The sequence below is a fragment of the Lysobacter sp. CA199 genome, from assembly GCF_052078715.1.
In the GTDB taxonomy this organism is placed as follows: Bacteria; Pseudomonadota; Gammaproteobacteria; order Xanthomonadales; family Xanthomonadaceae; genus Lysobacter.
The window spans coordinates 270,626-284,138 of the sequence record NZ_JBQJIL010000006.1 but is presented as its reverse complement, the minus strand read 5'-3'; the positions used below and the strand labels follow the sequence as shown (position 1 = coordinate 284,138).

The 13,513-nt window shown below is 65.3% G+C and carries 14 protein-coding genes; 4 read left to right on the top strand and 10 right to left on the bottom strand.

What is annotated here, in order from left to right; all coding sequences use genetic code 11:
* Nucleotides 1-52 precede the first annotated feature (52 nt).
* Nucleotides 53-433, bottom strand: a complete 381-nt coding sequence (locus ACTOWJ_RS12665; RefSeq protein ID WP_441334979.1) for a VOC family protein — start codon at nucleotides 431-433, stop codon at nucleotides 53-55.
* Between the two features lie 577 nt (nucleotides 434-1,010).
* Here ACTOWJ_RS12665 and ACTOWJ_RS12660 point away from each other — a divergent pair.
* Nucleotides 1,011-2,528, top strand: a complete 1,518-nt coding sequence (locus ACTOWJ_RS12660) for a S8 family serine peptidase (protein WP_441334978.1) — start codon at nucleotides 1,011-1,013, stop codon at nucleotides 2,526-2,528.
* A 98-nt stretch (nucleotides 2,529-2,626) separates the two neighbouring features.
* On the opposite strand, the gene ACTOWJ_RS12655 is transcribed toward ACTOWJ_RS12660, so the two are convergent.
* On the bottom strand, nucleotides 2,627-2,998 hold the full coding sequence (locus ACTOWJ_RS12655; protein WP_441334977.1) for a VOC family protein: 372 nt from the start codon (nucleotides 2,996-2,998) through the stop codon (nucleotides 2,627-2,629).
* Between the two features lie 206 nt (nucleotides 2,999-3,204).
* Here ACTOWJ_RS12655 and ACTOWJ_RS12650 point away from each other — a divergent pair, with 206 nt between their 5' ends.
* A complete protein-coding gene (locus ACTOWJ_RS12650) occupies nucleotides 3,205-3,435 on the top strand; it encodes a hypothetical protein (protein ID WP_441334976.1) in 231 nt (76 codons plus the stop codon).
* A 75-nt stretch (nucleotides 3,436-3,510) separates the two neighbouring features.
* On the opposite strand, the gene ACTOWJ_RS12645 is transcribed toward ACTOWJ_RS12650, so the two are convergent.
* The gene (locus ACTOWJ_RS12645) at nucleotides 3,511-4,623 is read right to left on the bottom strand and encodes an FG-GAP repeat domain-containing protein (RefSeq protein WP_441334975.1); all 1,113 of its coding nucleotides are present in this window, start codon (nucleotides 4,621-4,623) and stop codon (nucleotides 3,511-3,513) included.
* Nucleotides 4,624-4,985: 362 nt separating this feature from the next.
* On the opposite strand from ACTOWJ_RS12645, the gene ACTOWJ_RS12640 reads away from it, so the two are divergent.
* The gene (locus tag ACTOWJ_RS12640; protein ID WP_441334974.1) at nucleotides 4,986-5,264 is read left to right on the top strand and encodes a hypothetical protein; all 279 of its coding nucleotides are present in this window, start codon (nucleotides 4,986-4,988) and stop codon (nucleotides 5,262-5,264) included.
* Between the two features lie 235 nt (nucleotides 5,265-5,499).
* Here the strand turns inward: ACTOWJ_RS12640 and ACTOWJ_RS12635 are convergent, their stop codons facing one another.
* Together ACTOWJ_RS12635 and ACTOWJ_RS12630 are read right to left on the bottom strand one after the other, a co-directional pair.
* Nucleotides 5,500-5,961 (bottom strand): hypothetical protein, encoded by a 462-nt coding sequence (locus ACTOWJ_RS12635; protein WP_441334973.1) that lies wholly within the window; start codon nucleotides 5,959-5,961, stop codon nucleotides 5,500-5,502.
* A 17-nt stretch (nucleotides 5,962-5,978) separates the two neighbouring features.
* Nucleotides 5,979-6,515, bottom strand: coding sequence for a hypothetical protein (locus ACTOWJ_RS12630; protein WP_441334972.1), 537 nt, complete (start codon nucleotides 6,513-6,515; stop codon nucleotides 5,979-5,981).
* Nucleotides 6,516-7,295: 780 nt separating this feature from the next.
* Between ACTOWJ_RS12630 and ACTOWJ_RS12625 the strand changes: the two genes are divergently transcribed.
* A complete protein-coding gene (locus ACTOWJ_RS12625; protein ID WP_441334971.1) occupies nucleotides 7,296-7,676 on the top strand; it encodes a hypothetical protein in 381 nt (126 codons plus the stop codon).
* A 104-nt stretch (nucleotides 7,677-7,780) separates the two neighbouring features.
* Here ACTOWJ_RS12625 and ACTOWJ_RS12620 read toward each other — a convergent pair whose 3' ends face one another.
* From ACTOWJ_RS12620 to mreC, 5 genes are all read right to left on the bottom strand, one after another.
* Nucleotides 7,781-8,215, bottom strand: a complete 435-nt coding sequence (locus ACTOWJ_RS12620; RefSeq protein ID WP_441334970.1) for a hypothetical protein — start codon at nucleotides 8,213-8,215, stop codon at nucleotides 7,781-7,783.
* 125 nt (nucleotides 8,216-8,340) lie between these two features.
* The gene (gene rodA, locus ACTOWJ_RS12615; protein WP_441334969.1) at nucleotides 8,341-9,456 is read right to left on the bottom strand and encodes a rod shape-determining protein RodA; all 1,116 of its coding nucleotides are present in this window, start codon (nucleotides 9,454-9,456) and stop codon (nucleotides 8,341-8,343) included.
* Nucleotides 9,453-11,675, bottom strand: coding sequence for a penicillin-binding protein 2 (mrdA, locus tag ACTOWJ_RS12610; RefSeq protein ID WP_441335106.1), 2,223 nt, complete (start codon nucleotides 11,673-11,675; stop codon nucleotides 9,453-9,455). The genes rodA and mrdA overlap by 4 nt, the downstream gene beginning before the upstream one ends.
* Before the next feature lie 22 nt (nucleotides 11,676-11,697).
* Nucleotides 11,698-12,183 (bottom strand): rod shape-determining protein MreD, encoded by a 486-nt coding sequence (gene mreD, locus ACTOWJ_RS12605; RefSeq protein ID WP_441334968.1) that lies wholly within the window; start codon nucleotides 12,181-12,183, stop codon nucleotides 11,698-11,700.
* Complete coding sequence (mreC, locus tag ACTOWJ_RS12600) at nucleotides 12,180-13,448, bottom strand: rod shape-determining protein MreC (RefSeq protein ID WP_441334967.1); 1,269 nt, start codon at nucleotides 13,446-13,448, stop codon at nucleotides 12,180-12,182. The genes mreD and mreC overlap by 4 nt, the downstream gene beginning before the upstream one ends.
* Between the last annotated feature and the right edge of the window lie 65 nt (nucleotides 13,449-13,513).

Below are 13,513 nucleotides of genomic sequence, written 5' to 3'. Positions count from 1 at the left end.
CGGTCAATATCTTGGCCCCGCCCGCCCTCTTCGGGCGCCGTCTTTCGCCCGCTCAATCCCAGCCGGTCGCGTTCTTGGGGAATCCGGGTCGCTGAACCCGCACCACGCAGAACCGCTGCCCCGTCGGCGCTTGCATCACCACCCAGCGTTCGAGCCGATCGACCACCTGCGCGCCCAACGCCTCCAAACGTGCGACCTCCGCGGGAATATCGTCGGTCTCGATGTCGATATGGACCCGGCTCTCATGGTCGACCTTCTGAATCTGCACGATGGGTTCGTCCGGCGGCGTTTCCAGCATGCGGTAGTTGCCGCGGGTTCCCGGATGATCGGGATCTATCGCACGGCCCAGCGCATCGGCCCAGAACTTGGCGGCGAGATCGATGTCGGCCGTATTGCAATCGATCAACAGCGCGCAAAGACGGGAATAGTGCATGGCAAGCTCCTCGATATGAGTAGAGGACGAAGGGTCCGGGGCGGCGAACAGGGTTCCACAGGGGATGTTGTCGAAAGGTGCATGCCGATCGCTCTTTCGCCTCGGCTTGTGTTTCGGCCGCGCGGAGCGGAGCGCTTGCGCACCCGTGAGCTTGCTTTCGCCGACGGGTGCGCGGCTGTTCGCCGCTGCTCGGGTGCGGCGGGCGTCGGTTGGCGAATCCCTTCGGGCGGGCGCTTCGAACGAAGCCGGCTCCCTCGCGAATGCTCGCGCGTCGAAACGCGTCCGGCGCGCGCCGCCGCCGGGGCTCCGGCCAAACCTGTCCACCGTGCCACGCCCGGCCGCGCCGCGACCGCTGTATACGCATGCGAAAATGGGCCAAGCCGTGCGCGCGATCCAGGTTCTCGCACGGAAAAACACGGCGCGCTCGCCGTTGCGGAAACCGTGACACGGCGCAATTCGACGCCCGCATCGCCTGACTATTCTCGCGGCCGGATCGCCTCCGCGGTCCCTATCGCGCCGCCCGGGCATCACAGACCGAGTCGCGCACCACTCATGCTCCTCTTCCCAGGATCTCCGCATGCGCACCGTCTCCCAGCCCGCTCCCGCCCTGTCGCGCCTGTTCCGCGCCGTGCTGCCTTGCCTCGCGCTCGCCGCGATGCCCGCTCTCGGCGCGATGGCCGCGCCTTCGTCGGCGCCCGAACCGGCGCACTCGATCGCCAAGCCGGCCAAGACCACGATCAGCCGTTACGACTCGCGCGAGTTCATCGAGGTCAAGTTCCGCCAGGACAGCCAGGTGCGCCTGAGCGGCGGCCGTCTGGCATCGGCCAAGTCCGGTCAGCTGTCGGCGCTGGAAAGCCTGACCAGCGGCGTCGGCCCCATCGCCGCGGTCGAACCCTTGTTCCACGCCGACGCTGCCACGCTGTCGGCGCTGGCGAACAGCGCGCAGACCCAGGACGCGCAAGCGCAGCCCGATCTGTCGCAGTGGTACCGCCTGCGCGTGCGTCCGGGCCAGGACATTGCGCGCGCGATCGACGAGCTCAACGCCATGGGCATCGTCGAGATCGCTTATCCGGCGCCGCTGCCGGTGCGCGCTCCGGCCTCGCCGGCCTATCACGACCAGCAGTACTACAAGCTGCCCGCGGCCAACAGCGGCATCGATGCCGAATACGCCGGCACCATTCCCGGCGGCAACGGCGCCGGCGTGCGCGTGGCCGACATCGAGTACAGCTGGAACACCAACCACGAGGACCTCTCGAAACTGCGCGCGGCCGGCGCGGCGATCAACAACGGCACGCCGAGCGATCCGTTCTCCGACAACAACCACGGCACTGCGGTGATGGGACAGTTGATCGCCGACAACAACGGCATAGGCGTCACCGGGCTGGTCACCGGCGCCACGCCGCATTTCACCAACGCCATGAACACCCAGCGCGGCTACGACCCGGCCAACGCCGTGCTCACCGCCGCCAACGCGTTGCGCGCGGGCGATGTGATCCTGCTCGAACAGCAGGCCGCCGGCCCCACCAACTGCAGCGGCTACGTCCCGGTGGAATGGGTGCCGTCGGTCTACGACGCCATCGTCGTCGCGGTCAACAAGGGCATCCACGTCGTCCAGGCCGGCGGCAACGGCAACATGAACCTCGACAACACCGCCTGCTTCGGCGCGTCGTTCCCGCGCGGTAGCGCGGACTCGGGCGCGATCATCGTCGGCGCCGGCGGCCCGCGCTCGACCACCTGGTGCGGCGACAGCGTCGCCGAACGCGCCAAGCAATCGTTCTCCACCTACGGCAACCGTGTGAACGTGCAAGCCTGGGGCCGCTGCGTCACCACCAGCGGCTACGGCAATCTCTACAACGGCGGCGTCAACGCGTATTACACCAAGACCTTCTCCGGTACTTCCAGCGCTTCGCCGATCGTCACCGCGGCGGTGATCGCGCTGTCGGGCATCGCCAAGCAACGCGGCATCACCCTGACGCCGCGGCAGATGCGCGATCTGCTGGTCAGCACGGGTACGCCGCAGGCCGGCACCGGCGGCAAGATCGGGCCCTTGCCGAATCTGCGCGCGGCGATCGCACAGCTCAACGCGATGCGTTGAGCACGACGGCGGCGAGTCGCGTCGACCGGACGGAGCGCGCTCAATCGCGCTCCGTCCGGGCCGCCAAGTTCTGAACGGATGGGTCTGAACCCGCCGATCTAAACGTGCTGATCGAGCATGATCACATTTCCATCGGGGTCGAACAGGACGATGTGCGCCGGCCCCGTTCCGTCCGGGTCCGCGCGCGTCTCGATGGCCACGCCTTGCGCATCGAGCGACTTCTGCACCTCGCGCACATCGGCGAACTGCGCCAACGGTTGCGCGCTCTGATTCCAGCCCGGATTGAAGGTCAGGATGTTCTTGTCGAACATGCCCTGAAACAGACCGATCACGGTCGAACCGTTCTTCAGGATCAACCAGCCTTGCGCTTGGTCGCCGCCGAACGCGGAGAAGCCGAGCTTCTCGTAGAACGACTTGGACGCCGCGATGTCCTTCACTGCGAGGCTGACGGAAAATGCGCCGAGTTCCATGGAGTCCTCTCCTCACTGGCCGATCCGATTGCGGGCGCGCAGCGGTACGGCCGTCTCGCTGCGCAAAGCGCACTGTGCCGTCGGTCGTTGCGGTTTTCAACGGTACCGATGCGCGCGGCGTGGTGCAGCGCGCCATGCAAATGCCACATCGAACCCGCACTCTCACCCTGTCGACGATGGGTCGACCCAGCATTCAGGAGCCCAAAATGAACAACAAGAAGTTGAACGTGACGATGGCGCTTATGTTGATGATGTCGGCCAGCGGATCGCTGTCGGCCAAGCCCGACGATTACTTGCCGGCGCCCGGTGAAGTACGCACCTATTACCAGAACGGAGTCGTGGTCGGCCACGCGGTGCACAACCAGTGCACCGGGCAAATCAGCATTCAAGGCACGGTGACGGCCGACTACGAGGGCTCCTTCACCGTCAGCTGCTGATACCGCGGAGGCTTGCGCGGGCGATGCTCGCGCAAGCCTCCAGAGGCGGCTACCCCGATCTGCAGCTCGCCGCGCCTACTGAACGCAGTTGCGGCCTTTAAGCAACACCAGACCCGCGTAATAGTCCGCGATGGCGACGTCCGTGCATCCATCGCCATCCAGATCGCCGGCGGCGACATCGTATCCGGCGTCCGGAATGGCGACCTCGCGTTTCACCCACACGGCCGGGCTGGATTGCAAGTAATACTCCAACGATGTCCTGCCGGCGCCGGCAGGCGCGAATATGTCCATCGTGCCGTCCTTGTCCAGATCGGCCGCGGATATCGCCCCGAACACACCGTTAGTTGGCAACGTGTGATCCAGATACAGTTGCCCCGTGTTCCTCTGATAGAACAAGAAAATGCCCTTGGGGTTGGCGTACGCAGAGCCGGTGGCCGCAAGATCGCTGTTCCCGCTGCCGTCGATGTCGGCGACTACCAGATTGTTCGCGGGCTTATCGGACACCTCGACCGGCGTTTGAAAACCGCTGCCGCCGTTGTTGTACACAACGTAGACACCATGATCGCCATCGGTGAAAGCAAGATCCGGCCAAGTATCGCCATTCAGATCTCCTGCTTGCAGATCAATCCCGACGCTTGCATCGCCATTGATCTGGCTGCGCCGAAGCACGCCGCCCTGCCCGTCGCCAAACAGCACCGTTATATCCGACAGGTCGTCGATGCTGGCCACGTCGACGTTCCCGTCCTTGTCGAAATCGGCCGTGACCGCGTTCAACGTCCACGTTTGACCGCCCTCGGAGTGCGACAAGAACCCGCCCGAGCCATTGGACGTCAACATGGTCACTCCATCGGCATGAGCGACGATGAAGTCCTTGAATCCGTCGTTGTTCAGATCGGATACCGCGATATCTCGTGCACGAGCGGGATCGAAGGTATGGACAGTCGGGTTCGACAGCCCGCCGCTCGCGTCCTGAAGGAACACACTTATGTAGTGAGACTGCCGATTGTTTGTCGAAAGCACGACAACATCTTTGCGCCCGTCCGCATTGAAATCGTCGACAACGACCGAGGTTGCCATGCCGTTGACTCTGGTCGTTGAGAGCGGTTGCAAGGTATACCCACTTGCGTTACTGAAACTTGGCGTCATGCCCACCATGAAAGCCAAGGTCGTGATGGCTTTGTAGTCCATTGCGTCCCGCATCCTTGAGGTTTGCCCGAGAGTGGGCAGCCGAATAGTAATCAATCGTCGGCCATGGGTGCCTATGCCTTTCCGGGCGGCCCGAGTCCCGCGACGCCTGCGGCTCCATAAACGAAATACGGCGCGCAAAAGGTCCAGACTAATCTTCGCTGAGCTTGAGACGCTGTACCCCGGCAGAGCTCTCATCTCACGCCCTGTGAAAATGAACCTGGAACCTTTTGTTCGCCTTTTGTTCGGGAACCTTTTGTTCGATCCCGGTAGTGCAGGCGGGCCAGACCCGAACTGTCACGGCAGCCGCCGTGGCCGATCTACGTAGAGGCACTTGGCAAGCACCGACACTCACCGCCCCATGGGTGAACTACGGCGATGCGTTCGCAACCGCAGCGTATCGCCGGGACGCCGGCCGGGTGCAACTGCGCGGGTTGATCAAGGGCGGTGCCGGTGGAACTGTGGCCTTCGTACTGCCCGCCGGCTTCCGACCCGCTACCCAGCACCTGTACTGCGCTGTCTGTGATCTACCTGGACTCACCCGGGTCGACGTCAAGCCCAGCGGCGAGGTGCAGATTATGCTGCCCTCTAGTGGCACGATTGGCTTTCTATCGCTGGACGGCATCGGGTACTTCACCGAGTGAGCGGCAATTCCCTGCCCCCGACTCGGCGGAATCTCCGGCGAGCTACCGCCTGGTCGGTTCCATCGCCATCGCTTGGTGACGCGGGCTTTGCGCCGGACTCGTTGGATCTATCCCCCGAGTCAGTGCAGGCCGCTTAAGCTCTGTCTCGTCCCATTGAGACATGCCAATGGCAGAAGGGCTGGCGCACGTTGCCGTGCGCCAGCCCTGAATTTAGTAGGAGATCCCGCGGCAAGAATCAGCGGCCACCGGGATCGCGAACGATGACAGTTCCACCGGTGCATTTGGGCGCGCAACCGTGTCCCCCCGGATTAGCTCCGCCGCCACCGCCGCCGGACCCGCCACCGCCTTCCCCGCCGGGCCCACCGGAGCCGCCGGTGCCACCGCCGCCTTGCGTGCCGGGAATGGGCGTGGCTTGGATCGAAGAAAGTACCGAGACTACTTCGGCCTTTTCAGAGCTTCCGTCCTGATAGACGACCGTCACTGTGGTGCCAACCGGGAGGCTACTAAGCCCGTTCGTCACGCGGTAAGCCGCGGTCATCGCTGAAATGGCCGCGACGCGGATCTCGATATCTGATCTTACAGTAACGCCATTCACGGCCGGGAGCTGATACGTGCTACCTCGCAGCGTCACCGCTGCAGCAACACCGACGACAGCGAACAACAACAAGGCAGCGACGATCTGATTAAACTTGCGCATGATCCATCTCTAATTTGCTAATTAATAAAGTCTTGTTCCAAGGCTGTCGCTACCTGCTCTACGCGCTTCCTCCCTCCCTGGGGAACCATCTCAGTCAGCAAAAACTGCTCGTAGTCGTTGTAGCCACAACGCATAGTGTTAATGCAGACCAGCTTCATAACGCGGCTATCAGCACCACATGACGCACCTTTTCGACAGGCCGCGATAGCCCACGCATACTCATCGTTTGGTCCTCCGCCGACATATCCCTCATATCTGGGATCGATGCCTGTATCGTTCACGCGACCGATCATAGAGGCGAGCTCAAGTAGCGCATTGGGGTCATCGCTGGAAACGACCTCGGAGATCAACCGGTTTGCATCCGTAGCGTGAAGCTTCGCTGGCGCCTTGGCTGCTAATTTCACCTTGGCGATGAGATCGCCATTCTTGGCGCTCTGCTCAAGCCAAAGGTTGACCGCTTCATGGGGAATCGGCTGCCCACTATCGACATCGGCGCAAAGCGTGTCCGCGATGGCCGTAATACGGTCGACCGTTTCCCTGGGCAGTCCGGCCAACTTGGCCGTAGCTTCGACATTGGCCTTAAATCGGGCCGGTGAGAGACTATATGCAGAGCAATCGGAATATCGGTCCGACAGAACACGTTGCGCAGCTGGGTCGCCTCGCTCTGCAAGCCGCAAGATCTCTCCGAAGCTCTGTGTTTCCAGAGACCGAGCCACCGAAGGCTGAGGACTGGATTGCTGTCCCTGACTCGCACCACTGTCGGATGTGACAGCGGTCTTCTGAGATTCCGGACTCTGTAATGCGGTTAGAGGACCGGTCTTGCCGTTAACCACCCTTGGACGGGCTGACCAGCCCAAGTAAGCCAACGTCAGGCCTAGCCCGACGACCGCAGCCCCTCCAATAATCCATCCCTTTTTCATCTTTACCCCTTAAACATGCCTGCCAAAACCTCGTTTGCAACGATTCACTGGACTGTCAGCGCTGCACTGTGCCAAAACCAAAAACGGATAACGTAGCGAGCAGATTTAGTCAACGGTACTAGGCGTGGATGCAGAAGGCGTATCACCTAAAACGCAGCCGGCGTTTATCACCCTACCTCGGACCGGAGCGCTGTCGAGAGGCCCGCTTGAATCGTAGGGAGCTGTTGGGTGCCCCACAGCCGTCGAACCGGCGGGTTCTTGGCCAGCCCCCTGCCCCGCCTCCTTCGCAATATCTTTTTTTTAGATATCCAAGGCTAGCTATTACTGTTGTGTTCCCTGCCAACGTGCTCAAGCGAGGAACGCCGCCATGCCGCACTGAATCCAGCCCCCTCCTCTGTCGAGTTGCTACTGCACTTGCTGCAAAACGATCCCGAACAAGCCGGGGCCAACACGCACTTGGCGAAGCTCGATCCAGCAGCCCTCGACTACCTCCAGACCAAAGCCTCGAACCTGCATCACCGTGCAATCGGCGAGGCGCGCGATCTGCTCGATGTCGCGATGGAGTCGCTGGAGCATCCCTTATCTCCAGAACACCAACGCCGTTTGATCGAGCGAGCGGACGACGAACTGGCATCCGCCCAGCGCTGGGGCGAGTTGGCGACGAACGCGCGGTTCTGCTTGCAGCAGCCGGAGTTGGCGCAGCGGTTGGCGGGTGATGCGCGGGCGGCCCGTACAGACGATGCGGCGGACGATGGAAGAAAGCCGTCGCGCGCGAGGGAGCGTTCGGATAGGTAAGGGGCGCGGACGTTCTGGGTTCGCGGTCGCGACTTGCGGCGCTCCTACAAGGAGGTTTGCGAGTTACGCAGGTAAATGTGTGCCGTGAGCGAAGTCGCTCGGTCCTACGCTTTGGCTGGCGCTGGCTTTGTTCTGCGCGATTCGGCGACTGCGGCCACTATCGACAGCGGCACTGCCGCAATCGCCGCCCAAGCGCCGAACGTGAACTGGCTCCATACCCACCAAGCGCCGAACACATACGCGGTTGCGAATGCCGAGCAAACAATGATCGCGAGGCGAGGCGCTCGCAGCAAGGCGACGATCGTCAGAATTCCGAGCACGCCCGCGCCAATCCACACCGCTTGCGCGATGGGTCCTGCGGCGTACAGGCTCTGAATCGCGGGGAACTGTTTCGGCAAGAAGCCGAGCAACAGTCCCGGGCCGGTGGTGACTGGGCCGAACGAGAGGAAGGCTACCAATGCGACGGCGAATCGGGTTGCCAGTGAGCGGGCGGACTGCTGCGGTGGGGCGTCGTTGGGCGCGGGCTGGGTCGTGCTCATCGGATATCCCTATGCGGAGCTGGAGGTCTGGTTGGTGCTGCGCGCTGGCGCGGGGTTCGGCGTTTTTGCGGATTCGCGGTCGCGGCTCGCGCCGCTCCTACAGGTAGGCCATGCGGGTTGCGGGGTCAGCGACCGCCATGCACGGGCTTGTGAGCCCGCACAGCCATCACGACGCCCAACCCAGCCAGCAGCGATACGGCCGAGGTACCGCCATAGCTCAGCAGCGGCATCGGCACGCCCACTACTGGAAGCAACCCGGAAATCATGCCGCCATTAACGATCACGTAAACGAAGAACGCCAACCCCAAGGCGCCGGCGATCAACCGCGAGTAGCCGTCGCGCGCGCCGCCGGCGATCCACAGGCAGCGGCCGACGACGAACAGGTACAGCGCCAGCACGGTGATCACGCCGACCCAGCCGAATTCTTCGCTGAGCACGGCGAAGATGAAGTCGGTGGTGTGCTCGGGCAGGTAGTTGAGGTGCGACTGCGAGCCTTGCAGCCAGCCCTTGCCGGTCATGCCGCCGGCGCCGATCGCGATCTTGGACTGGATGATGTTCCAGCCGGTGCCCAGCGGGTCGGTTTCGGGGTTGAGGAAGGTCAGGATGCGGTCTTTCTGGTACGGGCGCAGCAGCCAGAACCAGGCGACGGGGGCGATCGCGGAGACGGCGCCGAAGGCGGCGACGAACCACCACCACGACAGGCCGGCGAGGTACAGGGCGAACGCGCCGCTGATGCCGACCAGCATCGCGGTGCCGAAGTCGGGCTGCAGCAGGATCAGCACGGTCGGCGCGCCGATCAGCACGCCGGCGATCAGCACGGTGGAGATCTTGGGCGGCAGTTGTTGGCGGTTGAGGTACCACGCCACCATCATCGGCAGGCTGAGTTTCAGCAACTCGGCCGGCTGGAAATAGAAGACTTTCAGGTCGATCCAGTGGCGGCCATGTTTGCCGGTGCCGATCAGCAGCACCAGCAGCAAGGGCACCATCGAGGCGGCGTAGATCACCGGCGTCCAGTTGCGCAGCTGCGGCATCGACATGCGCGACAAGCCCCACATCGCGACCAGGCCGACGGCGAAGCGCGAGCCCTGGGCGAAGACCATGCGGGTGGAATGCTCGCCGGCGCTGTAGAGCACGGCCAGGCCGATCGCCATCAGCGCCAGCAACGCGGCCACCATCATCAGGTCGAGCGTGCGGGTGAAGCGCAGGCTCATGTCCCACAGGTAGCGCAGGATCACTCTCATCGACGCGGCTCCGTCGACGGCGCGGTGTCGGCTTCGGGCTCGGGATCGACGTCGGGTTCGATCAGCGCGTCGTCGCTGCGCACCGGTTCGCCACGCGCGTCTTCGTCGGGCGTGTAGCCCGGCCACGCGGGGCGGCGCATTTCCGGGCGCTGCAGTATTTGCGGCGTATGCCCGGGCTGGGCGGCGACGCGGGCGTTGGCCACGGCCACCGCGGCGGCCCAGGCGCCGTTGACTGCGACCGGCACGGGTTGGCTCGCGTCGGGCGTGGTGACTTGCGCGCCGGGCGCGGCGGCGGCATCGGCATCGGCGGGCGCGCCCGCGGCGCCGGCCAGCGGCGCGACCTCGGGCGCGGTGCCGGGCTTGGCCGGTTCCGGTTCGGGCATCTTGCCGAGCAGCCACGCGTCGAAAATCTTGCGCGCGATCGGCGCGGCGGTGCTGCCGCCGTAACCGCCGTGCTCGACCACCACCGCGACCGCGATGGTCGGGTTATCGGCCGGCGCGTAACCCACGAACAAGGCCTGATGGCGCAGATGGAACGGCAGCGAATGTGGATTCATGCTGACGTTGCCCTTGCGGCTGACCTTCTGCGCGGTGCCGGTCTTGCCGGCCATGCGGTACGGCGCGCCGCGCGCCATCACCCGCGCGGTGCCGCGCGAGCCGTGGATGGTCGATTCCATGCCTTCGTGCACGGCTTGCAAGTGCGCGGGGTTGTCGGTGATGCGCGTGGTCGGCTGCAGCACCTTGGGCACCCACGGCGATTCGTAACCGGTGCGGATCTCGCGCACCAGGTGCAGTTGCTGCAGGTTGCCGCCGTTGGCGATGGCCGCGGTGCCGCGCGCGAGCTGCAGCGCGGTCACCACCCAATAGCCCTGGCCGATGCCGGCGATGACCGTTTCGCCCGGGTACCAGCCTTCTTTCTTGTTGCGCTTGGCCTTCCACGCCGGCGACGGCAGGATGCCGATGTTCTCGCCGAGCAGGTCGATGCCGGTCTTCTGGCCGAAACCGTAGCGCGTCATGTAGGTATCGACTTTGTCGATGCCCATGTCGAGGGCGAGCTTGTAGTAATAGGTGTTGACCGATTGGGCGATGGATTCGCGCAGGTCGACCCAGCCGTGGCCGCCGCCGTGCGAATCGCGGTAGCCGCGTTTCTGTCCGGCGAGGTGGAACTCGCCGGTCGACAAGGTGCGGTCTTCGGCGCGGCGCGTGCCGCTGTCCAGGCCGGCCAGGGCCATGAACGGCTTCATGGTCGAACCCGGCGGGCCGCCGCCGAGCACGTTGCGGTTGAACTGCGGGCGCGAGGGATCTTCGTTGATCGCCTTGTAGTTGGCGCTGGAAATGCCGTTGACGAACATATTGCTGTCGTAGCTGGGCAGGCTGACCATGCCCAGCACTTCGCCGGTGCGCGGGTCCACCGCCACCGCCGAGCCGTCCATGTCGCCGAAGGCGGTGACCATGGCGCGCTGCAGGTCCAGGTCGATGCTCAGGCGCAGGTCGGCGCCGGGCTTGGCCGGGACGTGGCCGACCTGGCGGATCGGGCGGCCGTCGACGTTGGTTTCGATCTGCTCGTAACCGATCTGACCGCGCAGTTGTTCTTCGTAGGAGCGCTCCAGACCGGTCTTGCCGGTGTGGGTGAGCACGCCGTTGCGGCCCATCGTCTCCTGATCTTTCGTATCGATGCGGCCGACATAGCCGATCACGTGCGCCAACAACTCGCCGTAGGGATAGCGCCGGTTGAGGTAGGAAACCAGTTCCACGCCGGGGAAGCGCCAGCGATCGACCGCGAACGCGGCGACTTCGGCGTCGCTGACCCGCAACTTGAGCACGATCGGCTTGAAGCCGCGGGTGGCCTTGCGCTCGACTTCGAAGCGGGCGATGTCCTCGGGCGTCAGCGCGATCACCCGGGCCAGCTGCGGCAGCCATTTCTCGCTGTCGCCGGCTTCCGACGGGGTGACTTCGATGCGGAAGGCCGGCACGTTGTCGGCCAGGATCCGGCCCTGGCGGTCGTAGATCAGGCCGCGGCCGGGCACCACCGGACGCAGCTTGACCCGGTTCTGCTCCGAGCGCATCGCATAGTCGTCGTGCTCCCACACTTGCAGGCGGAAGTACCACAGGCCCAGGCCGAGCACGCCGACCAGCACGCAGGCGAAGGCGATCGCGGCGCGGAAACGGAATTGATCGGCTTCGGCCGCGGTGTTCTTCAACACCCGTTTACTGTGCAGCAGGCGGCGGCGCGGGCCCATGTCAGCGCTTCCGCCAGCTGCCCAAGCGCAGCCCGTCGAGCAGCAGGAAGATCAGCGGCCACAGCGCCATGCCGGTCAGCGGCGAGAGCCAGTAGGCCGACGGCAGCGCGGGCTCGCGCAGCACCATGTGCACCGCGGCGGTGACGATGCGGTCGTTGAGCATCAAGCCGCCGACCGCCAGCGCCTGCTGCGACAGCGGGAAGAACCGCAGCCGCGCGCGGAAGCGTTGCAGGATGAAGGCCATCACCACCAGCCGCAGCGCCTGTTCGCCGAGCAGGCCGTCGGAGACCAGATCGCCGCACAAGCCGACGATGAAGGAGAAGCCCAGGCCGACCCGCTCGGGGTCTTCGATCACCCAATAGGCCAGCACCAGGCCCAGCCAGTACGGGCGCAGCGGCAGCAGCAACTGCGGCATCGGCAACAGGCTCAGCGCCAGCGCGGCGACCAGGCTGGCCGGCAACACCCATTGGTGGCGGGCACGGGTCACTGATCGTCCTCGGCGGCGGGAGCGGTGGGCGGTGCGGTGATGGGCGGTGTGGCGCTCGACGATTCGGCGGCGGCCGCAGGCGTGGGCGGCGCAGGCCGGCGCGCGGCTGGCGGCGTCGGTGCGCGTGTGGATTGTGCGGGTGTTTGCGCCGGAGTGCCGCGCGGGGACGCGTTGCGCGGCGCGGTGCTGTTGCGGGCCGCGGCGTTGTTGCGTGCCGCGGCAGCTTCGGCTTGCGCGGTTTGTACCGCCTGCGCCGCCACGGCCGGATCGTCCGGACGGGTATTGGACTGGATGCGCGGCTTGCGCGCCGCGGCGGCGGTGTTGGCCGCGTTCTCGGCGGCGGCCTGCGCGGCCGGCGAGGAGGCGCCGGGCGCTTCGGGCATCGCCGGCTGGGTGTCGAACTGCGCAGCCTCGGTCGGCGCCGGCGGCAGCGACAGCAGCACCAGCACTTCGCGGCCTCGGTCGAGCTGAGCGGCAGGCTTCACTTCGCCGATCAGGAAGGCGCGGCTGTCGTCGGGCTTGAGCGCGGTGATGGTGCCGACCGGGAAACCCGGCGGAAACCGACCGCCCAGGCCCGAGGTCACCAGTACGTCGCCCACGCGCACGTCGCTGGACAGCGGCACGCTGCGCAACATCAGGCTGTCGCTGCGGCCTTCGCCGTAGACCACCAGGCGCACGCCGTTGCGCGCCACCGCCACCGGCACCGCGTGCGAGGGGTCGGTGATCAGCAGCACGCTGGCGTGCAGCGGGCTGATCCCGGTGATCTGGCCGAGCAATCCACCGGCGTCGATGACGCTCTGCCCCACCCGCACCTTGTCGCGGCTGCCTGCGTCGAGCACCACGCGTTGCCGGGTGGGATCGAGGTCGATGTCCAGGATCGGCGCCAGCACCACGTCCAGATTGCCGCGCTCGGCCGCTTCGAGCAGCCCACGCAAGCGCTGGTTGTCGGCCGCGACCGATTGCAGCCGCGCCATCCGCGCCCGGTTGACCAGGGCTTCGTTGCGCAAGCGGCGGTTTTCTTCGGTGAGCTGGCTCAGCGTGCCGGCGTCGTCGCTGACCCGTTCGACCAGGCGTCCGGGCCAGCCGGCCACGGCCCACAACGGTGCGACGATCGTCGCTGCCTGCTTGCGCGCCTGGTTGAGCCAGCCGCCGCGGTGATCGAGCACGATCAGCACCAGCGCGAGAGCCAGATACGCCATCAGGCGCAACGTATCGGCGACTTCGCCGCTACGGGCTGCGGTGGAGGGACCGGCGTAGGGGGGCATTAAGGGCCGGGGGTCGGGAATTAGGAATCAAGAGTCGTGAGCGCGAACGCAGCGATCGGTCGCTG